The organism is Streptomyces sp. NBC_01478 (assembly GCF_036227225.1).
Lineage (GTDB): Bacteria > Actinomycetota > Actinomycetes > Streptomycetales > Streptomycetaceae > Streptomyces.
The window spans coordinates 3,714,138-3,741,122 of the sequence record NZ_CP109444.1 but is presented as its reverse complement, the minus strand read 5'-3'; the positions used below and the strand labels follow the sequence as shown (position 1 = coordinate 3,741,122).

The following is a 26,985-nucleotide window of genomic DNA, read 5'->3' as shown; positions in this document are numbered from 1 at the left end:
ATGTCTCTCCTGTTCGTATGTCTCTTCCGTTCCTTGGAGCCTGCCGATGACGGACACCGTCGTGCTCACCGCCCGCGCCCTCCTGCTGGACATGGACGGCACCCTCGTCGACTCGCACGCGGTCGTCGAGCGGATCTGGCGGCGCTGGTCCGACCGGCACGGGCTGGACGCGGACGAGGTCATGAAGGTCGTGCACGGCCGACAGGGGTACGCGTCGATGGCGCTCCTCCTGCCCGACCGGCCCATGGAGCAGAACCACGCCGAGAACGCCCGCATGCTCGCCGAGGAGACCGCCGACGTCGAGGGCGTCGTCCCGATCCCCGGCGCACCGGAGTTCCTCGCTTCCCTGCGGGGCCTGCCGCACGCGCTGGTCACCTCGGCGGACGTCGCCCTCTCCACCGCGCGGATGGGCGCGGCCGGGCTGGAGTTGCCGGAGGTCCGCATCACCGCCGAGTCCGTAGGCGCCAGCAAGCCCGACCCCGAAGGCTTCCTGAAGGGCGCCGCCGAACTGGGCATCGCCCCGGCCGACTGCATCGTCTTCGAGGACTCCGGGGCGGGCATCGCGGCGGGGCGCGCGGCGGGAATGCGGGTGGTGGGGGTCGGGCCGCAGGCCGGGTTCCACCGGGCGGACGTGGTGGTACGGGATTTGCGTGAGGTGCGGGTGGAGGGGTTGGAGGGTGGGGGGATTCGGTTGCGGGTGGGGTAGGGGGTGTGGGGTCGGGGGAGTTGTGGGGTCGGGGGTACGTGAGGTCATGGCTGCGTGGAGTGGGGGTCGGTTTGCGGGGTGCCGGTCCGCAGGGTTGGCCTACGTTTGTTGACCTACATGCGGTGACCTACGGCTGACCTACGGCTGACCTGCGGTTGGTGGCCGATGGCTGGGGCGCGTGGGTGTTGCCCACGCGCGGTGGCCTGCGGGCGGGTCTGTGGGCGGGTCTGTGGGTGTTGGCCCACGGAGGTTGGCCTACGGCCGTTGACCCGTGAAGGTTGGCCCACGGTCCTTGCCCCTTACGGGTGTTGGCCTACGGCTGTGGGCCGCTGCGGTGGCGTCCGGCCGGCCGGTGTTGAGCGGCCTGGCCGACCAGGCACCCTCCGTGCTCGGGTGCTCGTGTGCTCGGTCGGCTCCGGCGCCTCTCCGGCCCCGGCGTCCGGTCCCGCCTGACGGATTCCGCTCCGGGGTCTGCCGCAGTCCTGGCTCTCTTCGGCTCCGGAGCCCGTCGTCGCGTCGGCACGTTTCAGGTCCGGCGGCCTCAGTCCCGCTGGCCTCGCGCGGCCTCGGCCCTCCGTGCAACCCCCGGCGTCCAGTCCGCCCCGGCGCGCTTCGTCGCCGGCTCCACACAGCTCCGGCCTTCCCCGGAGCCTCGGCCCTCGCCGCAGCTCCGGCCCTCCCTGCGACCTCGGCCCTCCGTGCGACCTCGGCCCTCCGTGCAACCCCGGCACCTTCCAGCCCGGGCCCCTTTCAACTCAGGCACCCTTCCGCCCCGGCCTCTCGCGGCCCCGGCGCCTCGCGGCCTTGGCCCTAGCCACAAGCCCGGTGTCTTGCAACCCCGGCGCTTTCCAGGCCCCCCAGCCAGCGCAGCGTCACGGCTCGGTTGTTTCCGATTCCAGCTTTGCTCGTGTCGCCGCGCCGTACACACCCAGGCCGTCCGACTGGATGCCGCGCGCCAGTTGGTATGTGCGTACCGAGGTCTGTACCTGCTTGTCGAAGATGCCGTTGTCGGGGCCGGTGTAGAGGTTCAACTGGGCCAGGCGGAGCTGGAGTTCGGTCACCTCGGGGCCCTCGTCGCCGCGTTGGAGGATTGCGGAGGGGCTGCTGCCGCCCTGGCGGTCCGTGGCCGCGGCGGTCGACCTGCTGGTGGTGGCCGTAGGGGTCGGGCTGGGCTTCGTGGACTTCGACGGCGTGGCGGACGGGGCCGACGACGCCGTCGGTGACGGGGTCTCGCTGAGCGACGGGGTCGGGGACGCCGACGTCGGCTGTGCGGACGTAGAGCCGCTCGTGGACGGAGTCACCGGCGCCGCGCTCTTCGACGCGGTCGGGACGCTCGCCCGTACGTCCTGGGGAGCCGCCTGGTCCCGGGACGGGGTCTCGTACGAGAACATGCCGCTCGCGAAACCGGCCACCACCGTCACCGCGACGACCGCTCCCGCGACGGCGAGCAGGACGGTACGGCGGTGGCGGCGGCGCGGGGAGTCGGCGTCCGTGGGCGGTTCCGGGGCGTCCCCGCCGCTCTCGAACAGGCTCAGGTCGGACGCGTTCGGGGGCGAGGTCGCGTTCAGGGGCGGGAGGAGCGTTGTCTCCGCCTGTGCGGGCGGCACGGGCGGCGCGGGCGGTACCGCGCGCAGCGGCATCGTCTCCTCGACCGCCGGCAGCCGCTGTGTCTCACCCTCGGGGACGACCGGCGGAGCGGTCGGTGGCGTCCGGTCCCGCGGGTCCCCCTCCAGCTCCACGTACGGCCTGATCCGCAGCGGGTCGAAGTCCTCCGCCGCTGCCGCCTCCGCCGTGCGCGCGTCACGCAGTGCGTCGGACGCCCGTTGGGTGCAGACGCAGGACGGAGAACCGTCGGTCGCCCGGGGTGCCCCGCACTGCGGGCATATGTGCCCCTTCGCCTCGTTCACGTGTTCGTCCCTCCCCGTCAGAACTCCCGAGGTTATGCGGATCTCCTTCACGCCGTCTCCTCCGGCCCCCGGAATGCGGGCTTCCAATCGGACTCAACAGGCCGTACCGGGGCACACCGATCACCATGGATGTGTAACGAGAGCCTCGGGAGGTCTTCATGGCCGGCGATGCGCACGGTATGACAGGGAATGTGCACGACGCGCAGCCACCGGAGGAACCCCCGCGGCGGGGCAGCGCCGCCCAGGAACACGTGTCCGGCAACGTCCTCGTCTCCATCGGGGCGCTGCTCCTCGGGCTGCTGCTCGCCGCCCTCGACCAGACCATCGTGTCGACCGCGCTGCCGACGATCGTCAGCGATCTCGGCGGACTGGAACACCTGTCGTGGGTCGTCACCGCGTATCTGCTGGCCTCCACCGCCGCGACCCCGCTGTGGGGCAAACTCGGCGACCAGTACGGGCGGAAGCGGCTGTTCCAGATCGCGATCGTGATCTTTCTCGTCGGGTCGGCGTTGTGCGGCGCGGCGCAGAACATGCCCCAGTTGATCGGCTTCCGGGCCCTCCAGGGACTCGGCGGCGGCGGGTTGATCGTGCTGTCGATGGCGATCGTGGGTGATGTCGTATCGCCGCGTGAACGCGGGCGCTATCAGGGGCTGTTCGGTGCCGTGTTCGGCGCGACCAGTGTTCTCGGACCGCTCCTCGGCGGGCTCTTCACCGAGCACCTGAGCTGGCGCTGGGTCTTCTACATCAACCTCCCCGTCGGCGTCGTCGCCCTCGCCGTCATCGCCACCGCCCTGCACATCCCGCGCAAGTCCACCCACCACGTCATCGACTACCTCGGCACCTTCCTCATCGCCGCGGTCGCGACCTGCCTGGTGCTTGTCGCCTCGCTGGGCGGGACGACCTGGGGTTGGGGATCCCCGCAGATCATCGGGCTCGCGGTGCTCGGCGTGGTGCTGATCGGGGCGTTCGTGGCCGTGGAGCGTCGGGCCGCCGAACCCGTCCTCCCGCTCAAGCTGTTCCGCGTCCGCACCTTCACGCTCGCCGCCGTCATCAGCTTCATCGTCGGCTTCGCGATGTTCGGCGCGATGACCTATCTGCCGACCTTCCTCCAGGTCGTCCAGGGCATCTCGCCGACCATGTCCGGCGTCCACATGCTGCCGATGGTGTTCGGCATGCTGATCTCGTCCACCACCTCCGGCCAGATCGTCAGCCGCACCGGCCGCTGGAAGGTGTTCCCCATCGCCGGCACCGGCGTCACCGCGCTCGGCCTGCTGCTGCTCCACCAGCTCGACGAGAACAGTTCCACCGGCGAGATGAGCGCCTACTTCTTCGTCTTCGGGCTCGGACTCGGCCTGGTCATGCAGGTGTTGGTGCTCATCGTGCAGAACGCCGTCTCCTACCAGGACCTCGGCGTCGCCACCTCCGGCGCGACCTTCTTCCGGTCCATCGGCGCGTCGTTCGGCGTCGCCATCTTCGGCACGATCTTCGCGAGCCGCCTGGGCGACAAGCTCACGGACGCTCTTCGGGGTACCTCGCTGCCGCCGGGCGTCACACCGGACGGTCTCGAGTCCGACCCGCGCGGCATCTCCCAACTCCCGTCCGGGGTACGGCCGGAGGCCCTGCACGCGTATGCGTCCTCGATCACTGATGTGTTCTTGTACGCCGCTCCCGTCGCCCTCGTCGGCTTCGTCCTAGCGTGGTTCCTCAAGGAGGACAAGCTGCGCGGCTCGGTCACCGCACCCGACGTCACCGAGACCCTCGCCAGCAACCCCGTCCAACGCTCCTCCTACGACGAGGTGTGCCGCGCGCTGTCCGTGCTCGGCACGCGGGAGGGCCGCCGCGAGATCTACAAGACCATCACCGCGAAAGCGGGCTACGACCTTCAGCCGGCGGCGAGTTGGCTCCTCCTGCGCATGAAGCGGGACGGCTGGGCGGAACCGGGTGTGCTCGCCGAACGCAGCTCCGTGCCACTGCCCGTCATCCTCGCCGCGGTCCGTCAGGTCGAGGGCCGCCGGCTCGCCGTACGCGAGGGCCTCGACCTCCGACTGACCGACCAGGGCCGGGAGATGGCCGAACGGCTGGCACAGGCCCGTGAGGAGTCCCTCGCGGAGACGCTGGGGGACTGGTGGGGGTCGGACCGGCCCACGGATCTGATCCAACTGGTGAAGGAGCTCAACGGGGAGCTGTGCGGGTCTGATCGGGAGCAGCCGCACAACGGGGCGGTGAGCGGGGTTGGTTGAGGGTTTCGAGGGACCCCCGGTACTGGAAGGCGCTGCGTGGGTGGGCCGGTGTTGGGAGGGTGCCGCGTAGCTGGGCCGGTGTTGGCCAGTTGCCCGCGCGCACCTTCTTTGGTTCGGTCGGCGCGTGGGGACAGACCAACTTGGTGGGTCCTCACCGTCAGTTGATCAGGCTTTTGCGGAACCAGTGTTCTGCGTACGGGTCGTTGTTGTGGCGCTCGGTCTCCTCGTAGCCGAGGTGGGTGTAGAGGGTGCGGGCCTCCACCAGGTCGTGTCGGGTGTCCAGGATCATCACCTTGGCTCCCAGCTCGCGGGCTGCCTCCTCGGCGGCCCGTACCAGCCTCGGAGCGCCACCCCGGCCGCGCATTCCCTCGTGGACGAAGACCCTGGTGAGTTCGGCGGTTGTCGGGTCGAGGAGGCGTACGCCCGCCGAACCGGCTGCCGTGTCCTCGTGCCACGCGACCAGCAACTGGCCGTCGGGCAAGGCGAGTTCGGAGCCGGTGCGGGCGGCGATCTCCCGCTCCAGCTCCTCCGGGTCTGTTCGCCGGCTCTCGTGGAGCAGGTACCAGCGGTCGCTGACCTCGGTGTAGTACGCCCGCCATAGTGCGGCGGCGACGGGGGAGTCGAAGGGTTCCGGGGTGATCGTCCAGGTCATGCGGGCATTGTCAGGAGGGGGTGGGGAGGCGGCGCAACCGAATATGGGTGACCTCGGGGGAGTCCAGCACCTGCGTCTTCCGCCACTCGATGTGCTGGTCGCCCAGGTCGTCGAAGAGCCGTCGCCCGCCGCACGCGAGCACGGGCACGATGTGCAGGAGCAGTTCGTCGAGCCATCCGGCGCGGATGAACTGCTGGACCAGGTCGGCGCCGCCGGCCAGCGACACGTCCTTGTCGGCGGCGGCTTCGCGGGCCGACTCCAGTGCGCGTTGCGGGCCTTCGGTGACGAAGTGGTAGGTCGTGCCGCCCTTCTTCACCACCGGCTCGCGCGGGTGGTGGGTGACGACGAACACGGGGGCGTGGAACGGCGGTTCGTCGCCCCACGGGATCTCGCCGGTGATGAACATGCCGTGGCCCATGACCACCGCGCCCGGCCGTTCGGTCCACTCGGCGAGCAGTTCGTCGTCCGGGCCGCCCGCCCCGCCCTCCATCCCCTGCATGCGGCGGAAGGTCCGCAGCCCGAACACCCACGAGTGCAACCGCTCCCCGCCGATCCCGAGAGGATGCTCCCGCCCCGACTCAGGGCCCGCGATGTACCCGTCCAGCGACATGGCCAGCCGTGCGATGACCTCACCCATGACAGCCTCCACCTCCACATGACTTCCGTTCGGTGACTCCTTGCATCTGTGTCGAACGGGTCGCGGCCGAATCGACACGCCGGTCCCATGAATTCCGGAGACTGGTCGTCATGAACCGCACCGACCGGCTGTACGCCCTGGTGGAGGAGTTGCGCGCCGCCGCACCCCGGCCGCGCAGCGCCCGTACGCTCGCCGCCCGCTTCGAGGTCAGCGTCCGTACCGTCGAGCGGGACCTCGCGGCGCTTCAGCAGTCGGGGGTGCCGGTGTACGCCGAGCCGGGGCGCAGCGGCGGTTACGTCCTGGACCGGCGCCGGACACTGCCGCCGCTGACCATCACGCCGGCCGAGGCGACGGCCATGGCGGTCGGGTTGCACACGCTCGCGGGAACGCCGTTCGCGGCCGACGCGCGCAGTGCGCTGCACAAGGTGCTCGCGGTGATGCCGGAGCGGGAGCGGGCGGCCGCCGCCGAGATGGCCGGGCGGGTGCAGATGCTCGTACCGGCGGTCGGGACGGCGCGGTCCGCCGAGCCCGTCGTACCGGCGGCGTTGCGTGAGGCGTTGACGGCCGGGCGGGTGCTGCGGCTGGAGTACACCGACGCGGAGGGGGCCCGCACCAGCCGTGAGGTGGAACCGGTCGCCTTCCTCGGGGGTGACGAGCACTGGTATCTGGCGGGCTGGTGTCGGCTGCGTGAAGCGCCGCGCGGGTTTCGGCTGGACCGGATCCGGGCGGTCGAGGCACTCGACGAGAGGGTTCCGACGCGGGCCGTCGACCTGTCCGAACTGGACACGCTGGGCTCGGACTTGGTGCCGCTCGCCGAGTTGGGGGCGTGAGGATCTCGCGGGAGGGGGCCGGGTGTGACGGCAATCACCGACAGGGGGGTGTCGCCGACGGCGACCAGGCTGGGCCGCATGACCACAGACACAGACACAGACACAGACACATCCGTCGAACTCTTCGAACGCTGGACCGCCCTGTGGAACGGCGACTTCAGTGACCCGGAGAGCTTCCTCGCCCCCGACTTCCGTATCCGCTTCGGCAGCAACCCCGAGGGGGCGCCGGACACCGACGCGCTCCGCGGCCCCTCGGGCATCGTCGATCTCATCGCCCGCCACCGTGCCGAGAGTCCCGGACGCCGGTACGCCGTCGAGGGCGTCCCGGTCGTCGACGCGGGCCGGAGCCGGGTCGCCTCCTGCTGGTACGTCACGCGGGCGGACGGCTCCCAGAAGAGCGGCATCGATCTCCTCGAGGTCGTGGACGGCCGTATCGCGACCGTGTGGTCCGTTACCGGGCTGCGCCGCTTCGCTGCGTGACGGCGGCCGTTTGAAGGGTGTCTTCCGGGCAACCCGGTAGGGGAACCGACCGACTACGAGAGCCGGTTGGCCAAGAACCCGGAAGGCACTCATGTCCACAGGCGTGATCATCGTTTTGATCGTGATCGTGGTCGGCGTGGTCGCTGCCGCGGCCGCCCTGGCGCTGCGTGCCCGAGGCGCGACCGGCGGCTCGGGCCTGAAGCGCCGCTTCGGGCCGGAGTACGACCGGACCGTGGCCCGGCACGACGGCGACGCGAAGGCCGCCGAGCGTGAGCTCGGCGAGCGCGTCCAGGAGCACGGTTCGCTGCAGGAGCAGCCGCTGGAGCCCGCGGCCCGCGAGCGGTTCCAGGCCCGTTGGGCCGCCGCGCAGGAGCTCTTCGTCGACTCGCCCCGCGAGGCCCTCACCGACGTCGACCACCTGCTCGGCGAGGTCGCCGGCGCCCGGGGCTTCCCCGATGTCGCCGAGTACGAGAAGCAGTTCGACGCGTTGTCCGTGCACCACGCGGCCCACGTCCACGGCTACCGGCGCGTGCACCGCGTCGTCACCGCCCGCTCGAACGGCACACCGGAGAGCCAGGCCGGCACCGAGGAGATGCGCGAGGCCATGCTCGAAGCCCGCGCCCTCTTCGACGACCTGGTGAGCGACGGCATCCGTAACGGCGACAGTCACGGGCGCGGCGGCCGCCACTCGATCGGCGCATTCAACAAGCAGGCACTGAAGGGGAGTTGAGCTATATGTCCGACGCGATACGGCCGACCGACGGCAACACGAGCGGCAACACGAGCGGCAAGACGGACGACCGGACGGACGACAACAAGAACGCGGAGCGCGCCGACCGCAGGGGGATGACCGACAAGACCGCGGACGGCAGGACCGACGGCGGCATCACCACTGACGGCAAGACCGCCGACAGGGCCGCTACGGCACCTACGCCGTTCCCGTCGCCCTCGTCCCGTGAAACCGGCGCCGCGATCCCGACCCCGCGTGCGAGCGACACGACGACGAGCTCCCCGCGCGAGTCCACGGCCGGTACCGACCGCACAGCAGACCGCGCCGAGCCCTCCGCACGCCCCGTGCACGCCCCCGAGCCCGCCCCCGGCATCGGCTCCGGCGCCGCTGCCGACAACGGTCGGCACGTCCCGCAGGGCGTCGAGAACGGCAGCCTCATGCCGCACGACGAGAGCGACAAGTTCAGCCTGCGGCTGCAGCACGCGGTCACCGGGTTCGTCGACGAGCCCCGGTCCGCCGTCGAGGAGGCCGACCACGTGCTGGAAGAGGTCGCCGCCCGCTTCACGGAGGCCGTCACCAAGCGCCGCGCCACCCTGCACGGCTCCTGGGAGACCAAGGGCTCCGACGACACCGAGAAGCTCCGCCTGGCCCTGCGGGACTACCGCGAACTGACGGAGCGGCTGCTACACCTGTGACCCACCGGGGCCGTCAGCCCCGCCGACCGCCCGGCGCTCCCGCCACTCCCGTACGACCTCTTCCACGTCGTACGGCTTCATTCCCAGCGGGGGGCCGGGCGGCGGCTTGAACATCATGTCGCGGATCTTCACGTTGACTTCGGTGATGATCTGCCGCGCGATCCGCTCCGAAGGGGCCGAGTACGCCGCAGCCAGGGCGTCCTCGGCCTCCTTGCGCAGCGCGAGCGTCGGCGGCAGCACGGAGATGCCCTCGCGGGCCATCTTCTGCTTGATCCACCACAGTTCGTCGTACGTCGTGTCGGAGCCGGACGGCAACGGCTTCCCCGCGCCCGGGAGTTGGGAGAATTCTCCGGCCTGCTCGGCGTCGCGGATCTGCTTGTCGACCCAGGACTCGAAGGACACACCCGGTGGCTTTCGCTCGGTCATGACTTCAATTGTGCCGGACGCGGTGGCGCCGGGCGATTTATCATGCGGCCGCTGCTGTAAGGACACTTCATAGGGGAGCGCACGTGCTCGAACTCACCATGGCCACGGTCTCCGGGACGGACGCGGGCGCGACCGCCGGGATGCTGATGGCCGAGTCGCCCAGTGACCCGGGCGCGGTGCTGCGAGTGGGCCGGGACGAGTCGGTGTGCAGGCTGGTGACACCGGACGACTGGCTGTTCATCTCGCGGGTCCATCTGGAGTTCCTGTGCGGGCCCGAGGGCATCTGGCAGGTGAGCTGGCTGCGCGGCTCCCAGCCCGACCCGTCCTCCGAAGTACGCCTGATCGTCGGCGAGTACGCCCAGACCGTCGCCTACGGAGGCAGTGTGCCGTTGCCCCGGGGCGGCAGCGGCGAGATCGTCATCCAGGACCGCACCGGGCCGCGCAGCGTCAACGTCGGCTTCTATCACGAGAGTTGAGGCACCGGCCGGCTCAGCCGAGCACCCGCGCCAGCGCGAAGCCGTCGTAGCCCTTCCTGCCCACCGTCTGGATCGCCGTCCCGGACAGGCGCGCGTGCGAACCGATCAACTCGATCGCCGTACGCGTGCCTCGGACGTCCGGCGAGGTGTTGTCCGGGTCGGCGACCCGGCCGCCGCGGACCACGTTGTCGATGATGATCAGGCTGCCGGGGCGGGTGAGCTTGAGGGCCCACTCCACGTAGTACGGGTTGTTGGCCTTGTCGGCGTCGACGAAGACCAGGTCGAAGGGGGCCGGGTTCTCGGCGGTCTCGTCGGCCAGTTCGGCCAGTGACTCCAGGGCCGCGCCCACCCGCACCTCGACGATCTTGTCGAGGCCCGCGCGGGCGATGTTGCGGGTCGCGACCTCGGCGTGCCGGGGGCTGTACTCCAGGGTGACGAGGCGGCCGTCGGCGGGCAGCGCGCGGGCCAGCCAGATCGTGCTGTAGCCGCCGAGCGTGCCGATCTCCAGGATGCGGGCGGCGCCCTGGGTCAGGGCCAGGAGATGGAGCAGCTTGCCCTCGGCGGCGGACACCGCGATCTCCGGGAGTCCGGCCGCCTCGCTGTCGCGCAGGGCCGCCTGGAGCACCTCGTCGTCGGGGGCGAGATGGCTGATGAAGTAGTCGTCGACGTCGTCCCACACCTGTGACTCGCGTGACTCGCTCATGTGCCTGTGTGCCTTTCGTGTGTCCGCCGGCAACCACTGCCCGCGCTGACGATCACTTCCTACCCGGAACGATCCGGCCTGTGCGTCGGCGGCGGCGGAATCACCGGGGGCGGCGGGAGCACCGGCCGCCGGGCCCGCCGTACGGCCAGCAGGACGGCGGTCGTGACGAGTGCGGCCAGGCCGCCGACGATCGTCAGCAACCAGGCCGGGACGCCGGCCACCTCGCGCAGACGGTCGTCGTAGATCACCTGCTGGAACGGGGCGTCCGTGGCCGTGCGGCGCAGCAGGTGGTCGCCGGTGATGCGGGAGGGGTCGGGGAACTCCTGGTTCACGGCGGTCAGGAACGGGGTGCCCTTGGCGAGGGCGGCCAGCGGGCCCGAGGTCGCGGTGATCCGTCCGGCGTAGGCGACCAGCGGCCGCGAGCCGCCGATCGTGCCGCTGGGCTCCATGCGGTGGGCGGCCAGGATGTACAGGCCCAGCGACTGCGGGTCTCCCGCCAGGCGGGACAGGCGCATCGGATAGACGGGGGACTCGGCGGCGAAGGTGAGGTGGAGCGGGTCGAGGGCGCCGGTCAGGGTGGTGCCGGCGGTCGCGGGGGCGAGGCGGATCGCCACGTACTCCCAGCGCTGGTCGACGTACGGCCGAAGGGCCTGGCCGAGGCGGGACGGCAGCACGAAGCCGTTGGTGTTCAGCCAGTCGCCCAGCGCGTCCGGGTCGGTGGCCGTCAGCCGGGCCACGTCGAAGGGGCCGAGCCGCTCACGGCCGACCACGCCCACTCCGGGCGGCGGCAGGGCGCCGGGCGGCGGGCCGCCGCCCGTGTCGCCGGAGACGAGCGGCCAGTCGCCGTCCTGGGGCCAGAAGTGATAGCGGTCCCGGTGCACGGGCGCGGTGATCGCGTTCAGCGTGTCGAAGAGCGCGGGGTCGGCGAGCGTGGCCGTCGCCCGGTGCGGGACCGGCATGATCCACGCGGCCTGCCGGGTGTTCCCGGAGACGGTGAGCCGCATCACGATCTGCTCCTGACGCCCGTCCCAGCGCACCACGGACGCCTCGCGTCCCACCGCGATCCGCTGTGCCGCGCTCGGCACCAGAGCGCCGCAGCCGCACGCCCAGGCCGGTGACACCAGCGATCCGAGCTGCAGGGCGAGGAGCGCCAGGACGACGGCCGTCACGCGCGCGCGGGCCCGCCCCGGCAAAGACTCCGGCAAGGATTTCGGCGGTGACCTCCGGAGTGACCTTCGCAGTGGCCTCCGCGGCGAAACGATCAGTAAACCGATCATGCGCACAAGCTATCGGGCCATCGTGCCCGGTCGGAAGCGCACGGTTATTTGCTGTGCCCAGGCAACCCGGGGCCGACTATCGTCATCCGGACAAAAGGAGGGCGGACGTCAGGTGAAGGGGGGGTTGCCTGCGTCTCTCCCGCAGGGGGTGCGAACCTCATAGGGTTCCCAGAGGGAACAGCCGCGCGTGTGACGCGTGGGACGAGCGGGGCGGGAGGCCTACGAGGCGTGGCGAACGTGGAGCACAGCGGGCGACCGGCGGGAGCCGCGGGAGCTTTCGGGTCGAGTGCCGCCCAGGCGGCCAGGACACGGCTGCGCGTGGCGCGCCTGGGCCTGTGGCTGGTCGCCGCGGTCCTCGCCGTACGGCAGGTGGCCGTGGTCCTCGGCACCCCGCAGGGGGAGCGGCTGACGGACCTGGAGACCTGGGTCGGGACGAACGGCGTGCTGCATGTGAAGGGCTCGCTGTACGACTCGACGCGGTTCACCGGCACCCCCTTCGGCGGGCTCGTCCTCAAGCCGCTCACCCGGGCGGCCGAACAGGCCCTCGGCTGGGGCTGGACCTTCGGCACGCTGCTGCTGGTCGTCGCGCTCGGCCTGGTCGTCTCCCGCGCGCTGCCGCAGCCCGTGACCCGCCGGGCCTCGCTGCTCGCCGCGCCCGTCGCGATCAGCCTGCTCATGCTGTCGCTGCCGGTGCGCAACACGCTCTGGCTCGGCCAGACCAGCATCATCCCGGTCCTGCTCGTGCTGCTCGGCTGCTTCACGGTGCGCGGCGAGCGCGCCGGCGGTGTGCTGATCGGGCTCGCCGCCGCGCTCCAGCCGACCGTGCTGCTGTTCGCGCCGCTGCTGTGGTTCACCGGCCGCCGCCGGGCCGCCGTTACCTCCGCGCTGACGTTCGCCGCGAGCGTGGCGATCGCGTGGGCGGCGATGCCGCACGACTCGTACACCTACTGGGTGCACCACATGGCCGGCGCCGGCCTCGGCGGCGCGGCCGACGGCCTGGGCAACCAGTCCCTGCACGGCGCGCTGCTGCGGCTGGGCCTCACCGGCCCGCTGGAGATCGGCGTCTTCCTGGCGCTCGGCGCGGCCGTCACCTACCTCGGCCTGCGCCGGGCCGTGCGGTACGCGCGCGACGGGCAGTTGCTGCTCGCGGTCGCGGTCACCGGCTGCGCGGCGATCGCCGTGTCGCCGACGACCTGGCAGCACCAGTTGCTGTGGGTGCTGCTCGCGGTGGTCGGCCGGGTCGGCAAGCGGGCCTCGGACCGCTATGTGTGGCCGGTCGCGGTGGTCCTCGTCGTCACGCTGCCCGCGAAGATGATGCTGCCGAACATGGCGGCCGTCTATCCGCTGCGTGACAACGTCGTCCTGCTCATGGCGCTCGCCGCCGCGACTGTCGTGCCGTTCCTGTCCCGCACGTCGGAGTACTACCGGCGGCCGATCCCCACCGAGTACGCCGAGCCGGTCCCCACGCGCTGGAAGCACGTCCCGCTGATCCCGCAGTTGCGCCGCGTCCTGACCCGCCCGAATCTCCTCCTCGAACTCCTCCTGATCCGCGTCACCTACGCCGCCTACCAGCAGGTCCGCCTCGCGGCGACCGGCGGCACCAACGCGGGCGGCCGGGCCACGGCGGAACACCACGGCCACGAGATCCTCTCCATCGAGCGCTTCCTGCACATCGACATCGAGCACGCGATCAACCACTGGGTCGTGAAGGTCGAGTTCCTCAAGGACTTCTTCAACTTCTACTACGAGTCCTTCCACTTCGTGGTGCCGCTGACGGTGATGGCTGTCCTGTACTGGCGTCGGCCGGTCGACTACCGGTGGGCCCGTTCGGCCCTCGGCTTCGCCACGCTCCTCGCCCTGGTCGGCTTCTGGCTCTATCCGCTGGCCCCGCCGCGTCTGCTGCCCGGGCTCGGCATCATCGACACGGTCCATGGCGTCCAGGACTTCTCCAAGCCGGACTACGGCACCCTCACCGCGCTCACCAACCAGTACGCGGCGATGCCCTCGCTGCACTTCGGCTGGTCCCTGTGGTGCGGTGTCGTCATCTTCGCCCTCGCCCCCAAGTGGTGGATGAAGGCGCTGGGCCTGTTGCACCCCTTCTTCACCGTCTCGGCGATCGTCGCGACCGGCAATCACTGGGTGCTGGACGCGGCCGGGGGCGCGGCGGTCGTCGCGGCGGGCTTCGGTCTGGCGTACGTGTTCCAGGGGCCGCGGGCGCGGTCGCTGCGGCCGAAACCCCTTGAGGTCAACGCTGAGCCGGTGAGTGCCGGGGATGTGCAGCGCCTCTAAGGGGGCGCGGGGAACCAGAAGTGGCCGTGGGGCCGCTCGCTTCTTTGGCAGTGTCGGGCTTCCGCGGCCCGAGTAAAGGGCGCTCCCTGCGGTCGCGTCGCCTGCGGCGATGACCCTGCGGGTCACCCTTGACTAGGGCCGCTCCAGCCCGTTTGAGAAGCGAGCGAGCGGCCCTGAGGAACGGGGGCCCAGGTGGGGAGCCCGTCGGGTGGGCTGCGTCGCGGGCCGGGGTGAGGAGGCGCGCTCGCGCCTCGCCAGCACGCCGCCTCGGCTCAGCGGCCAACCCCGAGGGGGGGCTGGAAGCTGGGGGTAAATCTAACCACTGTTATGGGCTGTTGGTGGTTAGGGATGGCCCCGGCTTGTGGAGGTGTGTGGCGTCAGCACTCGAACCACACGATCTTCCCGCCCCCCGACGCCCGCGTCACCCCCCACTTGTCGGTCACCGCGTCCAGGATCACGAGCCCACGCCCGTCCTCCGAATCGGGGTCCAACTCGGCGTGCAGGTCCGGGAGTTGTGGCGAGCCGTCGCTCACCTCGACCCGCACGCCCTTCGGTTGCCGCAGCAACAGCAGTCCGCAGCGCCGGTCCGGAACATGCCGTACGACATTGGCGACCAGCTCCGTCATGGCCAGTTCGACGGCGTCCGACAGCTCCGGCATGCCCCACTCCAGGAGGAAGGAGCGGACGATGCGGCGGATGTGCCGGGCGGAGTGTTCACCCACGGTGAGGTGCATGACGTACTGCTGGCGGTGCGGAAAGGCCAGCACGGCGGGGGGAATTGGTTCGTTCACACGACAAGGCTGACGTCTCGCCGCTACCGTCGGCAACGGCATGAATACAACCCGTTCACGGGTGGACGGTTGTCGGGTCGGGAGGCAGGGGGCTTCGCGTGCACATCAACACCCTTGATCCAGGGGCGTCTCCGTTGGACTATTACGGCTTCGAGTTGCGTCGGTATCGGGAGGCGGCCGGCCTCACGCAACGCGAACTCGGCGCCATCATCAACTACACCGGTTCGCTCATCGGCCAGATCGAGACGGCGAGGAAGCTACCGACACAGGCGTTCAGCGACGCGGTTGACGCTGCGCTGGGTACGGGTGGGTTGTTGTCCCGGCTGCTTCAACTGGTGCTGCGTAGCCAACTCCCCACTTGGTTCCAACAGGCGGCCGAGTTGCAGGCGCGGGCCGTCGAGATCCTCTCCTTCGAGACGCACATGATCCACGGTCTTCTTCAGACCGAGGCTTACGCGCGTGCCGTACTCGGTGCGATGGACCAGAGCAACCTCGACGACCGGACCACGGTGCGGCTGGCCCGCCAGAGCATCTTCGAGAAGAAGGGGCCGCCTGTCTTCTGGGCGATCCTCAGCGAGGCCGCGCTGTACCAAGAGATCGGCGGGCCGGAGGCCATGAGGGGACAACTCACCGGCCTGTTGGCCCATGAGGACAATCCTCAGATCAACATCCAGATCCTGCCGTTCTCGGCGGGAGCCCACGCGGGGCTCCAAGGTTCCTTCGACCTCTACCGGTTCGAGGATGACCCGCCGATTGTGTACACGGAGGGCTATGGCGGCAGCGGGCATCCAACCGCCGACCGGGCCACCGTCAACAAGTGCTCGCTCCGATACGATCATCTCCAGGCCGCCGCCCTCTCCATCAGAGACTCGGCGGAGCTGATCCGGCGCGTGATGGAGGAACGTTATGGGGAACAACGCGATGCCGACGCGGACTCAGTGGCGCAAGTCCAGCTACAGCGGTGACGAGGGCGGCAACTGCATAGAGATCGCCGAAACCTCCTGCACCACCACCCCCTGCACCCTCGCCATCCGCGACTCCAAGACCCCGGCAGGGCCGATCCTCACCCTCGGCCCCGCCGCCTTCACCACCTTCGTCAACTGGTCCGCTACGACGGCTGGTTGACGTTGAAGTAGTAGTCGTGGTCGACGTCCGCCAGTAGTCCGATCCTGGTCGGTGTCCACCCGAACCGCTTACGCGTGAGCGTGCTCGTCCCCAGCAGGTCGGACGAGAAGAAGTGCCCCAGCCAGCCGAAGTGGGCCCCGGCCTCCTCGACCGGCAGGCTCGTCACCGGTAGGCCCAGCCGCTTGCCGATGAGTTCGGCGATCTCCCGTGCGGGCACGCCCTCGTCGGCGACGGCGTGCAGTACTGAACCCGCCGGGGCGCTCTCCAACGCCAGCCGGTACAGGGGGGCGGCGTCGTCGCGGTGGACGGCGGCCCAGCGGTTGGTGCCTTCGCCGAGGTAGGCCGAGACGTTCTTGGCGCGGGCGATGTCGATCAGGCCCGGGACGAAGGCGTGATCGCCCTCGCCGTGCACCTGCGGCAGCCGTACGGCCGAGGAACGGACGCCCCGCGCTGCCGCCGTGAGAGCCGTCAACTCGGCCGGGAGGCGGACCAGTTCGGGGTGGGTGGTGGGGTCGGGTACGTCTTCCTCGGTGCGGCCGTGGCTCATCACGGAGGTGATGACGAGGGGGCGGCCCGAACCGGCGAGGGTCTCGGTCAGGGTCTCGACCGCGCGCAGGTCTGTCGCGACGCACGCCGCGTAGTTCGAGAAGTCGTGGATGAAACCGGTGTGGATCACACCGTCGGAGGCCGACGCACCGGCGCGGAGGGCGTCGAGGTCCTCCAGCGAACCCCGGTGCACCTCCGCCCCGGTCGCCGCGAGCCGGTCGGCCGACGCGTCGGAGCGGGCCAGGCCCAGTACTTGGTGTCCCGAGTCGAGCAGTTCGCGGACGACCGCGCCGCCCACGAATCCGGTCGCGCCGGTGACGAAAACACGCATGACGAAATCACCCCAGGTGGGTCGGGAAGTGGTGTGCTCCCAGCCTGCGCCCGCCCGGCCCCGCCCGTCCAAGACCGACTCCGGAAGACGTGATTCAGTTCCGGTATCACCGCAGCTCGTGCCGTCGTACAGTCGAGGTATGAGTGACCTGGATCTGCGCCTGGTGCGCTGTTTCACCGTCGTCGCCGAGGAGCTGCACTTCGGCCGGGCGGCAGCCGTCCTGCATCTCGCGCAGCCCTCGCTCAGTCGCCATGTCCGGCGCCTGGAAGGGGAGTTGGGGGTGCGGCTCTTCGAACGGTCCACGCAGGGCACTCAACTCACCGAGGCGGGGGCGGCGTTCCTGCCCCGGGCCGAGGCGCTGTTGAGGTCGGCGGCGGAGGCGACCGCCGTGGCGCGGGCGGCCGGGACGCCGAGCCGGATCGTCGTCGGGTACATGACCGGGCTCATCGTCACTCCGGCGGTGCGCGCCCTGCGGGCACGCCACCCGGACGCCGAAGTGCACCACTCCTTTCTCGGCTGGGGCGAGATGCCGGGCGCACTGCTGGAGCACCGGGTGGACGTGGTGATCGGTCGATTCCCGTTCGCCACCGAGGGGTTGAGCGTGACGGTCCTCTTCGAGGAGCCCCGGGTGCTGCTGGTGCCAGTCGGACATCGGCTGGCCGGCAAGGAGTACGTCACCCTCGACGACATCGCGGACGAGCCCGTACCCCGGTTCCCCGACGAGGAGTTCAACGCGTTCTGGCGCGTCGATCCCCGCCCGGACGGACGGCGGGTGCCGGACGGTCCGCTCGTCGAGAACCTGGAGGACAAACTCGAAGTCATCGCCGCCGGCGAGGCGGTCGCGCTCGTTCCGGTGGGCGCCATCAGGAAGGGCCTGCGGCCCGATCTGACCACGGTCCCGCTGGAGGGCGTGGACCCCATCCCGGTCGTCCTGGCCATGCGTGCGGGCGAGGAGAACCGCCGACTGCTCGCGGCCTTCCGCACCTGCGCCGAGGAGCAACTGGCTCCCGCGGACAGCGCCTTGGAGTCGCCGGATGCATGAAGTGAGGCTGTCCGACGGGATCGTCGCGCTGTCCCCGCTGCGCCTGGCCGACGCGGCGACGCACCTCGCGGGGGAGGACGAGCCGATGGTCCGCTGGCTCAGCGGCGGCCCCGGCACCCGCGAGGGCGTGGAGGCGTACATCCGGCACTGCGAGGAACAGTGGGAGACCGCCGGGCCGCTCCGCGCCTTCGGCATCCGGGTGGGCGCCGACGAGACGCTCGCGGGGACGATCGACCTCCGGTTCACGGCAGCGGGCCTGGCCCCCGGCCAGGTGAACGTCGCCTACGGCCTCTACCCGTCCTGGAGAGGACGCGGCCTGGCCACCCGCGCGGTCCTCCTGGCCTCCCGGTTCGCGGCAGGCGAGGGCGGCAGGGAGGCGGTGATCCGGGTGGACCCGGACAACGCCGCGTCCGCCGCGGTCGCCCAACGGGCCGGGTTCACCCCCGGCAAGCACACGCACGGCGAGGACGGAACACGTCTCGACTGGTACGTCCGGGACCTGTGCGTCGGCACCCGGTGACGACCCCGACGTAGACCGTCCGCCGCGCAGCGCTCACGCGGCGGACGGCCGGAGCCCGGTGTTTCAGAGCCGCTGAATGATCGTCCCCGTCCCCGTCTCCGTCGCCAGCGCCCTGCTCGCGCGGGCTGCTGCCTCCTGCCCGGCGAGCTCCTGACCTCCGCCCGCGAGGGCTGTTGCCTCCCGCCGGGAGGGTCCCTGACCCCTGCCCGGAGGGCCGCTGACCTCCGCGGGCGAGGGCGCCGCCCCCGCCCGCGAGGGCCAACCGCCCGCTCCCGAGACCGTGTTCAGAGCCGCTGAATGATCGTCCCCGTCGCCAGCGCCCCGCCCGCGCACATCGTGATCAGCGCGAACTCCTTGTCGGCGCGCTCCAGTTCGTGCAGCGCGGTGGTGATCAGCCGTGCTCCCGTCGCCCCGACCGGATGGCCGAGGGCGATCGCACCGCCGTTGACGTTGACCTTCTCCAGGTCCTGGCCGAAGACCTGCGCCCAGCTCAACACCACCGAAGCGAACGCCTCGTTGATCTCGACGATGTCGATGTCCTTGAGCGTCATGCCCGCCTTGCCGAGCACGGCACGCGTCGCGTCGATCGGCCCGTCGAGGTGATAGTGCGGGTCGGAACCGACCAGCGCCTGGGCGACGATCCGAGCCCGGGGGCGCAGCTTGAGCGCCCGCGCCATCCGCTTCGACGCCCACATGATCGCCGAGGCTCCGTCGCTGATCTGCGAGGAGTTGCCCGCCGTATGGACGGCGGTGGGCATGACCGGCTTCAGCCTCGCCAGCGCGTCCATCGACGTGTCGCGCAGCCCCTCGTCGCGGTCGACGAGCCGCCACATGCCGAGGCCCGCGCGCTGTTCGTCCTCCGTCGTCGGCACCTGAACGGCGAACGTCTCCTTCTTGAAGCGTTCCTCGGACCAGGCGATCGACGCCCGCTCCTGGGAGATCAGACCGAGCGAGTCGACGTTCTCGCGGGTCAACTGCCGGTTGCGGGCGATGCGTTCGGCGGCCTCGAACTGGTTGGGCAGGTCCACGTTCCACTCGTCGGGGAACGGCTTCCCTGGCCCGTGCTTGGACCCCGAGCCCAGCGGCACGCGTGACATCGCCTCGACGCCACAACTGATCCCGACGTCGATGACGCCCGCCGCGATCATGTTGGCGGTCATGTGCGAGGCCTGCTGCGAGGAGCCGCACTGACAGTCGACGGTCGTCGCCGCCGTCTCGTACGGCAGGCCCATGGCCAGCCAGGCCGTGCGCGCGGGGTTCATGGACTGTTCGCCGGCGTGGGTCACCGTGCCGCCGACGACCTGCTCGACGCAGTCGGCGTGGATGCCGGTGCGGCCGAGGAGTTCACGGTAGGTCTCGCCCAGGAGATAGGCGGGATGGAGGTTGGCGAGCGCGCCGCCGCGCTTGCCGATGGGAGTGCGTACGGCTTCCACGATGACGGGTTCCGCGACCATGGGACACGTCCTCTCCTCGTACACCGCGCGGCGCGGGCGTCCCGGCCACCCGCCACGCAGAACTAGTACGCGTTCTAGTTCTGTGTGCAGTCTGCTGACAGGCCGTCCACAACCGCAAGGGTTGTGCAGGGAATTCGGGTCGCCGTACCTCTTGCGACTTCTAGAACCCGTTATTACCTTCACGGCACATTCCTGATGGGCCGTCAGAACCAAGCTGGAGTACCCATGCCCTGTCCAGCTCTCCCCGACGGGTTCGACTTCACCGACCCGGACCTGCTCCACCACCGCGTGCCCCTACCGGAGTTCGCCGAGCTGCGCGCGGCCGAACCGGTGCGCTGGATCCCGCAGCCCGCCAACATCGCGGGGTTCCAGGACGAGGGCTACTGGGCCGTCACCCGGCACGCCGACGTCCGGTACGTCTCCACCCACCCGGAGATCTTCTCCTCCACCCTCAACACGGCGATCATCCGCTTCAACGAGCACATGAACCGCGACTCGATCGACGCCCAGCGGCTGATCCTGCTCAACATGGACCCGCCCGAGCACACCCGCGTCCGCCAGATCGTCCAACGCGGCTTCACCCCACGGGCGATCCGCGCGCTGGAGGACCGCCTGCGCGACCGGGCCCAGGCCATCGTGGCGGGCGCCCGCGCCCACTCCGGCCCCTTCGACTTCGTCACCGAGGTCGCCTGCGAACTGCCCCTCCAGGCCATCGCCGAACTCATCGGCATCCCGCAGGACGACCGCGTCAAGATCTTCGAGTGGTCCAACAAGATGATCGCGTACGACGATCCCGAGTACGCCATCACGGAGCAGGTCGGCGCCGAGTCCGCCGCCGAACTCATCGCCTACGCCATGGGCATGGCCGCCGAGCGCAAGCAGTGCCCGGCCCACGACATCGTCAGCACGCTGGTCGCCGCCGAGGACGAAGGCAACCTGAACTCCGACGAGTTCGGCTTCTTCGTGCTGATGCTGTCGGTCGCCGGCAACGAGACGACCCGCAACGCCATCACCCACGGCATGCACGCGTTCCTCACCCACCCCGAGCAGTGGGAGCTGTACAAGCGGGAACGTCCGTCGACCGCCGCCGAGGAGATCGTCCGCTGGGCGACCCCGGTCAACGCCTTCCAGCGCACGGCGACTCAAGACACCGAACTCGGCGGCAAGTTGATTCGCAAGGGCGACCGGGTCGGCATCTTCTACGCCTCCGCCAATCACGATCCCGAGGTCTTCGAGAACCCGGACGTCTTCGACGTGATGCGCGATCCGAATCCGCATCTGGGCTTCGGCGGCGGGGGACCGCACTACTGCCTCGGCAAGTCCCTGGCGGTCCTCGAAATCGACCTGATCTTCAACGCGATCGCCGACGCGATGCCGAACCTGACCCTGACGGGCGACCCGCGCCGGCTGCGCTCCGCCTGGATCAACGGGGTCAAAGAGCTTCAGGTGACGGCAGGTTGAGAAGCTCGGGCCGGCGGCATCCCGGCGCCGCCGGCCCGTCTCAGCTCATGTCCTCGGGGTTTACTTCCGTACCGCGAACTTCATGAGCTCCTTCTCGTCACCCTGCTTGATCTTCCCGGTCTCGTTGATGACCAGGAGCTTCCAACTACCGCTCTCCCGGACGGCCTTGGCGACCGCGCAGCCGTTGTCGGAGCTGAGCAGGTTCGGCCAGATCTCGGCGACCTGCTGGGTGCTGCCGCCGCTCGCGTCGTAGACCTTGAAGGCGATGTTCCGTGCCTTCTGGAAGGAACTGCCCTTCTTGTAGGCGGCGGCGATGAAGACTATCGACGTGATGGCGGCCGGAATCTTGGCGAGGTCGACGGTCACCGTCTCGTCGTCGCCCTCGCCCTTGCCGGTCTGGTTGTCCCCGCTGTGCAGCAACGCGCCGTTCCCCAGCGGGTCCAGGGAGTCGAGCCCCGCGAGCCGTACGGGTTCCGATCCCTGCAGCGCGATGGCGATGAGGTCGAGGTCCGTACCGGCCTTCTGGCGCAGCTTCCCGATGATGCCGCCGCTGCTGCCGACGGTGGGGTCCCAGGACGCCCCGATCTCCAGATGGGTCACTCCGTCCAGATCCGCCGGACCGTCTTCCTTCGTGAGCGTGATCATGTGTGATCGATCCTCTTGATCGTGGGACTTAGACGCACGAATTCTGCCTTCTTGACCGGCCTTTGGGCTACTCCCGGCCAGATGCGGTCACGGCGAACAATCCGGCGACCAGGGCCGCGAGCAGGAGCGGGATGCCCAGGCCGTGGTGGATGGTCAGCCATGCTCCGAGGAACGCGCCCACGAGCATCGCGATCACCGAGGCCGTACGGCGGGGCGAGCGGTGTCCCGAGCCGCCGCCGACGCGGGAGTCGGAGGCCAGGCCGGTGAGGGTCATCGTCAGGACCGTGGTCGTCAGATCGGGGATGCCCAGCTTGCGCACGGTCGCGTTGCGCAGGCCCATGGCGAAGGCCGTCACCGCGATCAGGGTGGACGTCGTGCCGGTCGCGCCCGGCGCCGCGAAGGCGACCACCGCGCACGCGCCGACCAGCAGCGCCTCGGCGCCGAGCGTGGCCCGCGCCCAGGTCCGGCGGGAGCCGCCGCCCATCCGTACCGCGATCCGGCCGCCTGCCACCGCGCCCACCAGGAAGGCGCCGAGGGAGGTGAGGGTGTGCGACACCGAGAAGCCGGGCGCCCCGGCGGCGGCGAAGCCGAGGACGACCACGTTGCCGGTCATGTTCGCGGTGCTGTGCTTATGCGGGGGACACCCCCACACCCCCGCCATGGCCGAGGCCCAGATAACTCACCGCGTCGATGAGCCCGCTGACCACGGTCAGCCCCAGCAGCACGACCACCAGCCGGACCCCGCGCGCTTCACGGTCGTAGGACGTGGGCTGTGTGTTCTGGTCCATGAACGCAATGTAGCGGCGGCCCCCCGGAATGCCGGGGGGCCGCCGCCGCGTGCGTGCGTGTGTGGGCCGGTGATCAGTACCAGCCGTTGGACTGCCAGAAGCTCCAGGCCGCGGTGGGGGAGCCGTAGCGGGAGTTCATGTAGTCCAGGCCCCACTTGATCTGGGTGGCGGCGTTGGTCTTCCAGTCGGAGCCGGCCGAGGCCATCTTCGAGCCCGGGAGGGCCTGGACCAGGCCGTAGGCGCCGGAGGAGGAGTTCGTGGCGGTGACGTTCCAGCCGCTCTCGTGCTCGACGATCTTGCTGAACGCGTTGTACTGCGCCGCGCTCGGGATCATCTTGTGCGCGATCGACTGAGCGGAGGAGGCGGAGGTCGTCGCGGCCTGAGCGGGAGCCGAGGTCAGCACCAGACCGGTGGTGGCGGCGGCCAGAGCGGCGGCGGTCAGGGCCTTCTTCGGGGAGGCGATGCGAGCGACGATGCGGGAGACGGACACGGAGAACCTGTTTCTTCGGGGACAGAGACGTCGTACGCCTGCCGGTGTCACGCGGTGCGCGGCGGTGGCAATGCGTCGGCGCCGAGGCCCGTGAGGACTCGTCGGCGCCGTGCGACTGCTCCAGAGAAACACTCTCGATCCGTGTCCGCAAAGACCCCTTTTACTAGTTGTGGTCGCATGTGGGTGAAAGGTGAACTGTGTGACGTGGCTCTCAAGCCCCAGGTCAGAGGGTGTTTGGGGCGCGTACATGTCATGCCTAAACACTACTAATCCAAGTAGTTGGTGATGTGCGTCATGTGGGGTGCTTCACCGCCCGCGTGACGGCCGGTGCGCGCCGCCTTACGCAGGGGTTAGATTCTGGGCCATGCCAGCCAGGGGGAAACTGATCGGCTCCGGCCGTACCGCGGACGTGTACGAGATCGACGAGGCGTGGGTGCTGCGCCGCAACCGGGAGGACTGGGGGGACGCGGCGGCCGAGTGCGCGGTGATGGAACACGTACGGGCGCACGGCTACCCCGTGCCCGTGGTGCGGCCGGGGGACTCGCGTACGGACCTGGTGATGGAACGGCTGGCCGGGCCCACCATGCTGGAGGCCTTCGCCGCGGGCGCGATCGGCCCGCACGAGGCGGGGACCGCACTCGCCGCGCTGCTGCGGCAGTTGCATGCCATCCCCGGTCGGCGCCCCGGCACCCGCGTCCTGCACCTCGACCTCCACCCGGAGAACGTGATGCTCACCCCGGCCGGTCCCCGCGTCATCGACTGGGGCACCGCGGAGGACGGCGACCCCGGACTGGACTGGGGTCTCTCCGCGGTCATCCTCGCCCAGGTCGCCGTGGACGACCTGCCGATCGCCGCCCCGGCCCGCGCGGTCCTCGTCGCGCTCCTCGCCGATCCCGCCGGCCTCACGGAGGCGGGGCTGGCGGAAGCCCGGCGGAGGCGGGCGGCCAATCCGACGATGACCGGGCGCGAGGTCGAACTCCTCGGTGCGGCCGAGGAGTTGGTCCGAACGCTGGCGTTTCCGCCGCGGCATGGTGTTCCGTGCGACAAGGGGAACCGCGAGTCGACGTGAACGCGTCACCGCGGACGAGGGTGTGGCAGGCCAGGGCGCCGGACGGCGTCCTCGGCTGGGTTCCGAGGACTGCGAGGCAGTGTGAGGGAACGTCGGGCACGTGGAGAAGAGGGCGGGCTGCCGACTGCCGTGGGGACCCGCCGGGCCCCGTTGCGCCGCGGCCGACTGCTTGCCGTGGTCGTGGCGTCGCTGGCCGCGATGACGCTGACGGTGTCCTGTGCGAACTCGGCCGCACCGCACCGCCGTTCGCCCGCCGGGGAGAGCGCGCCCGCCGACAGCGCGTCCGCGTCCGCGAGCGCGCCGGCGGCGGCCGGCGGCACATGCGATCCACTGCGGTCGCTGAAACCGCCGGCCCACATGCCGACGCCCGGCGGCAGGATGCCGAGCGGTACGGCGATGGCGCGGATCGTCGCACGCGGCCGGCTGATCGTGGGCGTGGACCAGAACACGTATCTCTTCGGCTATCGCAACTCCGACACCGGACTGCTGGACGGGCTCGACATCGACCTGGTGCGAGAGATCTCCCGGGCCCTGTTCGGGCGGCCGGACCGGGTGCAGTTCAAGACCGTGCCGTCCGCGCAGCGCATCGAGATACTGCGGCGCGGCGAGGTCGACCTCGTCGCCCACTCCATGACGATCACCTGCGAGCGCATGGAACAGGTGCTGTTCAGCAGCGACTACCTCGACTCCGGCCAGCGCGTCCTCGTCACCGACACCTCCCCGGTGCAGAGCCTGGCCGATCTCGCCGGACAGAAGGTGTGCACGGCCCAGGGCACCACCTCACTGACCGAGCTGCGCCGCGCCCGCCCGGCGGTGCGGCCGGTGGCCGTCGCCGACTGGACCGACTGCCTCCTCCAACTGCAACAGGGCGACGTAGCCGCCGTGTCGACCACCGACAACGTCCTCGCCGGACTGAGCGCCCAGGACCCCGCCACCCGTATCACCGGACCGCGGTTCACCTACGAGCCGCACGGGATCGCGGTCTCGAAGACGACACCGGAACTCGTCCGCTTCATCAACGGCGTGCTCGCCCACCTGCGCGCCTCGGGCACGCTCCGCGCCCTGCACGAACGGTGGTTGGGCCCCTACGGGGACTTCTTCCCGCCCGCGCCGCGCTACCGCGACTGACGGCGCACGAGCCGCGTCAGCGGTCGGGGAGGTCGGGCCTCGTGCGGAAGCTGTTTCTGCGCCATGCCAGACCGCGGGCCATCCCGAGACGGATCCGCCAGTCGGACCCGTCATGGGGCCCGTCGATCGCCAGCACCATTCCGGGGAGCAGTTTCAGTCTCCCTCCCGGAAGCCGGCCCGGCAGGCCGCCCTTGGCGTTGGCCCAGTCCTGCCAGACGAGTTCGGGGGTGAGGGTGCGGACCGAGACCATGCCGGACCACTTGTGCCACGACCTGGTGAGGATCCGTGCGGTGACGGGCGGCCCCGTGTAGCGGACCACCTCCCCACCCGAGCCGGTGATTCCCGCGTCGAAGGTGGGCACCTTGTCGAGCGGGGTGACACGCAGGTCCCAGCCTCCGTCACCCCTGGTCTGGAGCAGCGTCGGCCCGGGACCGAGTCCGAGGATCGCACCGGCCGCGACGTGGTGGTGAGCGGTGGACAAGTCCACCTTGTAGTCGCGTGACTCCACGTGGACCTGCACCGTGGGGTTGCTTCCCGCGTCCGACACGGACCACAGCGCGAGCGCGGCCGGCACCCCTGTGTGGACGAGGACCTCCGCACCGGTTCCCCGGGTGGTGGTGCCCTCCAGCGGGCGGGCCGCGGACAACGGCAGTACGCGCAGCCGCCACTCGCAGCCGACGGCGTTGGCGACCTCGACGCGCCCGGCCGTCGACCAGATGGCCGGGGTGTCGTGGCCGAACAGGAACCTGGCACGGTCGTCGTTGCCGACGGGCCAGTAGGCCTGGTCGCCGAAGTCCGTGTGCAGCCGGAGGAACAGGTGCGCGGGGCGAGCGCTCTCGATCTTGGTGAACTCGAGGATCGCCCCTCCCTGCGGGTCCGGCTCGGGGAGCTCGACCGTCTGGTTCCCGATCCCCCGGCGGCGGAAGACTCCCCCGTCCTCGGGCTCGTCCTGCTCCAGCGGCGTGACGGAGAACGACCACCGCTCGGCCGTTTCGACGCGCAGCCGCTGCGGCCCCGACAGGCCCACCCGGTACTCCCAGGTGCGCGGCTCCTCCGTACGGCACGGCTCGGACTCGAACTCCCGGACCAGGTCGGTGCCGTCGCCGCCGAGGAGGGCGAAGCTTCCCACATGGGCCCGGTGGACCACCGTGGCCCAGCCCTGCGGCCCCCGGTAGTCCAGTTCCGCCGGCCCCGTACCCTCGGCGGCCTCGGTGAACGGACGCACGTCGGCTGTCATCGCACCCCCGCTCCCCGATGTGTCGTACGGCAGGCTAACCGGCCGGCGCTTCGCCCGCCTTGTCCGTGCCGCCAACTCCCAGGAGAGCGGCGTGGGTTGTGCCGCGGTGACGGCCGGTGGTCGGCGTCCGGGTCGCTGGGGGTGGTCGATGTGCTTGGGTGCGGCCTCGCACGCCGGCCTGCTCGCGGGTGACGAGTTCGCGGCGGGCGCGCACGTACTCGCCCAGCGGGTTCGGTTCGTCCGGCATCTCCTCACCGTAGTTCGCGAGGTCGCGCGCCCGCCTGGTCCTGGTGCCCCCAGGATCGCGGGG

General features: G+C 70.6%; 28 protein-coding genes and 1 pseudogene. 15 read left to right on the top strand and 14 right to left on the bottom strand.

From position 1 onward, the window contains the following. Window positions 1-46 precede the first annotated feature (46 nt). The gene (locus OG223_RS16815) at window positions 47-706 is read left to right on the top strand and encodes an HAD-IA family hydrolase (RefSeq protein ID WP_329248737.1); all 660 of its coding nucleotides are present in this window, start codon (window positions 47-49) and stop codon (window positions 704-706) included. A gap of 872 nt (window positions 707-1,578) precedes the next feature. On the opposite strand, the gene OG223_RS16810 is transcribed toward OG223_RS16815, so the two are convergent. Next, window positions 1,579-2,613, bottom strand: a complete 1,035-nt coding sequence (locus tag OG223_RS16810) for a peptidoglycan-binding domain-containing protein (RefSeq protein ID WP_329248734.1) — start codon at window positions 2,611-2,613, stop codon at window positions 1,579-1,581. Between the two features lie 158 nt (window positions 2,614-2,771). Here OG223_RS16810 and OG223_RS16805 point away from each other — a divergent pair, with 158 nt between their 5' ends. Continuing rightward, window positions 2,772-4,853: an MDR family MFS transporter gene (locus OG223_RS16805; RefSeq protein WP_329248731.1), complete on the top strand. Its 2,082-nt coding sequence runs from the start codon at window positions 2,772-2,774 to the stop codon at window positions 4,851-4,853. A gap of 157 nt (window positions 4,854-5,010) precedes the next feature. Here the strand turns inward: OG223_RS16805 and OG223_RS16800 are convergent, their stop codons facing one another. Continuing rightward, window positions 5,011-5,505: a GNAT family N-acetyltransferase gene (locus OG223_RS16800; RefSeq protein ID WP_329248726.1), complete on the bottom strand. Its 495-nt coding sequence runs from the start codon at window positions 5,503-5,505 to the stop codon at window positions 5,011-5,013. A 10-nt stretch (window positions 5,506-5,515) separates the two neighbouring features. Next, window positions 5,516-6,142, bottom strand: coding sequence for a dihydrofolate reductase family protein (locus OG223_RS16795; protein ID WP_329248723.1), 627 nt, complete (start codon window positions 6,140-6,142; stop codon window positions 5,516-5,518). A gap of 110 nt (window positions 6,143-6,252) precedes the next feature. On the opposite strand from OG223_RS16795, the gene OG223_RS16790 reads away from it, so the two are divergent. The 4 genes from OG223_RS16790 to OG223_RS16775 all read left to right on the top strand — a co-directional run bounded on the left by OG223_RS16790 (window position 6,253) and on the right by OG223_RS16775 (window position 8,877). Next, on the top strand, window positions 6,253-6,972 hold the full coding sequence (locus OG223_RS16790; protein WP_329248720.1) for a helix-turn-helix transcriptional regulator: 720 nt from the start codon (window positions 6,253-6,255) through the stop codon (window positions 6,970-6,972). Between the two features lie 78 nt (window positions 6,973-7,050). Continuing rightward, window positions 7,051-7,452, top strand: coding sequence for a nuclear transport factor 2 family protein (locus OG223_RS16785; protein ID WP_329248717.1), 402 nt, complete (start codon window positions 7,051-7,053; stop codon window positions 7,450-7,452). A 91-nt stretch (window positions 7,453-7,543) separates the two neighbouring features. Further along, a complete protein-coding gene (locus OG223_RS16780) occupies window positions 7,544-8,182 on the top strand; it encodes a hypothetical protein (protein WP_329248715.1) in 639 nt (212 codons plus the stop codon). A 5-nt stretch (window positions 8,183-8,187) separates the two neighbouring features. Beyond that, on the top strand, window positions 8,188-8,877 hold the full coding sequence (locus OG223_RS16775) for a hypothetical protein (protein ID WP_443073716.1): 690 nt from the start codon (window positions 8,188-8,190) through the stop codon (window positions 8,875-8,877). Here the strand turns inward: OG223_RS16775 and OG223_RS16770 are convergent. Beyond that, complete coding sequence (locus OG223_RS16770) at window positions 8,866-9,303, bottom strand: J-domain-containing protein (protein ID WP_329248712.1); 438 nt, start codon at window positions 9,301-9,303, stop codon at window positions 8,866-8,868. The two genes, OG223_RS16775 and OG223_RS16770, sit on opposite strands and share 12 nt — an antisense overlap. A gap of 83 nt (window positions 9,304-9,386) precedes the next feature. On the opposite strand from OG223_RS16770, the gene OG223_RS16765 reads away from it, so the two are divergent. Further along, window positions 9,387-9,779, top strand: coding sequence for a hypothetical protein (locus OG223_RS16765; protein ID WP_329248709.1), 393 nt, complete (start codon window positions 9,387-9,389; stop codon window positions 9,777-9,779). 13 nt (window positions 9,780-9,792) lie between these two features. Here OG223_RS16765 and OG223_RS16760 read toward each other — a convergent pair whose 3' ends face one another. Together OG223_RS16760 and OG223_RS16755 are read right to left on the bottom strand one after the other, a co-directional pair. Next, a complete protein-coding gene (locus tag OG223_RS16760) occupies window positions 9,793-10,482 on the bottom strand; it encodes an O-methyltransferase (protein WP_329248706.1) in 690 nt (229 codons plus the stop codon). 59 nt (window positions 10,483-10,541) lie between these two features. Then, entirely contained in the window at window positions 10,542-11,651 is a 1,110-nt protein-coding gene (locus tag OG223_RS16755) for a DUF2330 domain-containing protein (protein ID WP_329248703.1), read from the bottom strand. Window positions 11,652-11,987: 336 nt separating this feature from the next. Here OG223_RS16755 and OG223_RS16750 point away from each other — a divergent pair, with 336 nt between their 5' ends. After that, window positions 11,988-14,048, top strand: coding sequence for a bifunctional glycosyltransferase 87/phosphatase PAP2 family protein (locus OG223_RS16750; RefSeq protein ID WP_329248700.1), 2,061 nt, complete (start codon window positions 11,988-11,990; stop codon window positions 14,046-14,048). Window positions 14,049-14,425: 377 nt separating this feature from the next. Here OG223_RS16750 and OG223_RS16745 read toward each other — a convergent pair whose 3' ends face one another. Next, window positions 14,426-14,839, bottom strand: coding sequence for an ATP-binding protein (locus tag OG223_RS16745; protein WP_329248697.1), 414 nt, complete (start codon window positions 14,837-14,839; stop codon window positions 14,426-14,428). A gap of 98 nt (window positions 14,840-14,937) precedes the next feature. Between OG223_RS16745 and OG223_RS16740 the strand changes: the two genes are divergently transcribed. Further along, the gene (locus tag OG223_RS16740) at window positions 14,938-15,804 is read left to right on the top strand and encodes a helix-turn-helix domain-containing protein (protein WP_329248695.1); all 867 of its coding nucleotides are present in this window, start codon (window positions 14,938-14,940) and stop codon (window positions 15,802-15,804) included. Next, a complete protein-coding gene (locus OG223_RS16735; protein WP_329248693.1) occupies window positions 15,761-15,964 on the top strand; it encodes a DUF397 domain-containing protein in 204 nt (67 codons plus the stop codon). Before OG223_RS16740 ends, OG223_RS16735 begins: the two co-directional genes overlap by 44 nt. On the opposite strand, the gene OG223_RS16730 is transcribed toward OG223_RS16735, so the two are convergent. Next, on the bottom strand, window positions 15,948-16,841 hold the full coding sequence (locus OG223_RS16730; protein ID WP_329248691.1) for an SDR family oxidoreductase: 894 nt from the start codon (window positions 16,839-16,841) through the stop codon (window positions 15,948-15,950). The genes OG223_RS16735 and OG223_RS16730 overlap by 17 nt on opposite strands. A gap of 139 nt (window positions 16,842-16,980) precedes the next feature. Here OG223_RS16730 and OG223_RS16725 point away from each other — a divergent pair, with 139 nt between their 5' ends. Continuing rightward, on the top strand, window positions 16,981-17,883 hold the full coding sequence (locus OG223_RS16725) for a LysR family transcriptional regulator (RefSeq protein ID WP_329248688.1): 903 nt from the start codon (window positions 16,981-16,983) through the stop codon (window positions 17,881-17,883). Then, complete coding sequence (locus tag OG223_RS16720) at window positions 17,876-18,403, top strand: GNAT family N-acetyltransferase (RefSeq protein WP_329248685.1); 528 nt, start codon at window positions 17,876-17,878, stop codon at window positions 18,401-18,403. The genes OG223_RS16725 and OG223_RS16720 overlap by 8 nt, the downstream gene beginning before the upstream one ends. 284 nt (window positions 18,404-18,687) lie before the next feature. Here OG223_RS16720 and OG223_RS16715 read toward each other — a convergent pair whose 3' ends face one another. Then, the gene (locus OG223_RS16715; RefSeq protein WP_329248682.1) at window positions 18,688-19,857 is read right to left on the bottom strand and encodes a steroid 3-ketoacyl-CoA thiolase; all 1,170 of its coding nucleotides are present in this window, start codon (window positions 19,855-19,857) and stop codon (window positions 18,688-18,690) included. Window positions 19,858-20,082: 225 nt separating this feature from the next. Between OG223_RS16715 and OG223_RS16710 the strand changes: the two genes are divergently transcribed. Continuing rightward, complete coding sequence (locus OG223_RS16710; RefSeq protein WP_329248680.1) at window positions 20,083-21,318, top strand: cytochrome P450; 1,236 nt, start codon at window positions 20,083-20,085, stop codon at window positions 21,316-21,318. Between the two features lie 60 nt (window positions 21,319-21,378). Here the strand turns inward: OG223_RS16710 and OG223_RS16705 are convergent, their stop codons facing one another. From OG223_RS16705 to OG223_RS16695, 3 genes and pseudogenes are all read right to left on the bottom strand, one after another. Then, window positions 21,379-21,963 (bottom strand): TerD family protein, encoded by a 585-nt coding sequence (locus OG223_RS16705; protein ID WP_329248677.1) that lies wholly within the window; start codon window positions 21,961-21,963, stop codon window positions 21,379-21,381. 67 nt (window positions 21,964-22,030) lie between these two features. Then, a pseudogene (locus tag OG223_RS16700) lies at window positions 22,031-22,751 on the bottom strand (YoaK family protein). Between the two features lie 73 nt (window positions 22,752-22,824). After that, window positions 22,825-23,241, bottom strand: a complete 417-nt coding sequence (locus OG223_RS16695; protein ID WP_329248674.1) for a transglycosylase SLT domain-containing protein — start codon at window positions 23,239-23,241, stop codon at window positions 22,825-22,827. 364 nt (window positions 23,242-23,605) lie between these two features. On the opposite strand from OG223_RS16695, the gene OG223_RS16690 reads away from it, so the two are divergent. Both OG223_RS16690 and OG223_RS16685 read left to right on the top strand, forming a co-directional pair. Next, window positions 23,606-24,310, top strand: a complete 705-nt coding sequence (locus tag OG223_RS16690; RefSeq protein WP_329248671.1) for a phosphotransferase — start codon at window positions 23,606-23,608, stop codon at window positions 24,308-24,310. A gap of 81 nt (window positions 24,311-24,391) precedes the next feature. Beyond that, window positions 24,392-25,438: a glutamate ABC transporter substrate-binding protein gene (locus OG223_RS16685; RefSeq protein WP_329248668.1), complete on the top strand. Its 1,047-nt coding sequence runs from the start codon at window positions 24,392-24,394 to the stop codon at window positions 25,436-25,438. A 16-nt stretch (window positions 25,439-25,454) separates the two neighbouring features. Here OG223_RS16685 and OG223_RS16680 read toward each other — a convergent pair whose 3' ends face one another. Beyond that, window positions 25,455-26,675 carry a hypothetical protein gene (locus OG223_RS16680; RefSeq protein ID WP_329248665.1) on the bottom strand — a complete coding sequence of 407 codons (1,221 nt, stop codon included), beginning with the start codon at window positions 26,673-26,675 and terminating at the stop codon, window positions 25,455-25,457. A gap of 34 nt (window positions 26,676-26,709) precedes the next feature. Next, entirely contained in the window at window positions 26,710-26,922 is a 213-nt protein-coding gene (locus tag OG223_RS16675) for a hypothetical protein (RefSeq protein WP_329248661.1), read from the bottom strand. Between the last annotated feature and the right edge of the window lie 63 nt (window positions 26,923-26,985).

Excerpts from the sequence above, each read along its gene's own strand:
- OG223_RS16815 (WP_329248737.1), top strand. The coding sequence starts at position 47 with ATGACGGACACCGTCGTGCTCACCGCCCGCGCCCTCCTGCTGGACATG.
- OG223_RS16805 (WP_329248731.1), top strand. The coding sequence starts at position 2,772 with ATGGCCGGCGATGCGCACGGTATGACAGGGAATGTGCACGACGCGCAG.
- OG223_RS16800 (WP_329248726.1), bottom strand. The coding sequence starts at position 5,505 with ATGACCTGGACGATCACCCCGGAACCCTTCGACTCCCCCGTCGCCGCC.
- OG223_RS16795 (WP_329248723.1), bottom strand. The coding sequence starts at position 6,142 with ATGGGTGAGGTCATCGCACGGCTGGCCATGTCGCTGGACGGGTACATC.
- OG223_RS16790 (WP_329248720.1), top strand. The coding sequence starts at position 6,253 with ATGAACCGCACCGACCGGCTGTACGCCCTGGTGGAGGAGTTGCGCGCC.
- OG223_RS16785 (WP_329248717.1), top strand. The coding sequence starts at position 7,051 with ATGACCACAGACACAGACACAGACACAGACACATCCGTCGAACTCTTC.
- OG223_RS16780 (WP_329248715.1), top strand. The coding sequence starts at position 7,544 with ATGTCCACAGGCGTGATCATCGTTTTGATCGTGATCGTGGTCGGCGTG.
- OG223_RS16775 (WP_443073716.1), top strand. The coding sequence starts at position 8,188 with ATGTCCGACGCGATACGGCCGACCGACGGCAACACGAGCGGCAACACG.
- OG223_RS16770 (WP_329248712.1), bottom strand. The coding sequence starts at position 9,303 with ATGACCGAGCGAAAGCCACCGGGTGTGTCCTTCGAGTCCTGGGTCGAC.
- OG223_RS16760 (WP_329248706.1), bottom strand. The coding sequence starts at position 10,482 with ATGAGCGAGTCACGCGAGTCACAGGTGTGGGACGACGTCGACGACTAC.
- OG223_RS16735 (WP_329248693.1), top strand. The coding sequence starts at position 15,761 with ATGCCGACGCGGACTCAGTGGCGCAAGTCCAGCTACAGCGGTGACGAG.
- OG223_RS16730 (WP_329248691.1), bottom strand. The coding sequence starts at position 16,841 with ATGCGTGTTTTCGTCACCGGCGCGACCGGATTCGTGGGCGGCGCGGTC.
- OG223_RS16725 (WP_329248688.1), top strand. The coding sequence starts at position 16,981 with ATGAGTGACCTGGATCTGCGCCTGGTGCGCTGTTTCACCGTCGTCGCC.
- OG223_RS16720 (WP_329248685.1), top strand. The coding sequence starts at position 17,876 with ATGCATGAAGTGAGGCTGTCCGACGGGATCGTCGCGCTGTCCCCGCTG.
- OG223_RS16715 (WP_329248682.1), bottom strand. The coding sequence starts at position 19,857 with ATGGTCGCGGAACCCGTCATCGTGGAAGCCGTACGCACTCCCATCGGC.
- OG223_RS16710 (WP_329248680.1), top strand. The coding sequence starts at position 20,083 with ATGCCCTGTCCAGCTCTCCCCGACGGGTTCGACTTCACCGACCCGGAC.
- OG223_RS16705 (WP_329248677.1), bottom strand. The coding sequence starts at position 21,963 with ATGATCACGCTCACGAAGGAAGACGGTCCGGCGGATCTGGACGGAGTG.
- OG223_RS16690 (WP_329248671.1), top strand. The coding sequence starts at position 23,606 with ATGCCAGCCAGGGGGAAACTGATCGGCTCCGGCCGTACCGCGGACGTG.
- OG223_RS16680 (WP_329248665.1), bottom strand. The coding sequence starts at position 26,675 with ATGACAGCCGACGTGCGTCCGTTCACCGAGGCCGCCGAGGGTACGGGG.
- OG223_RS16675 (WP_329248661.1), bottom strand. The coding sequence starts at position 26,922 with ATGCCGGACGAACCGAACCCGCTGGGCGAGTACGTGCGCGCCCGCCGC.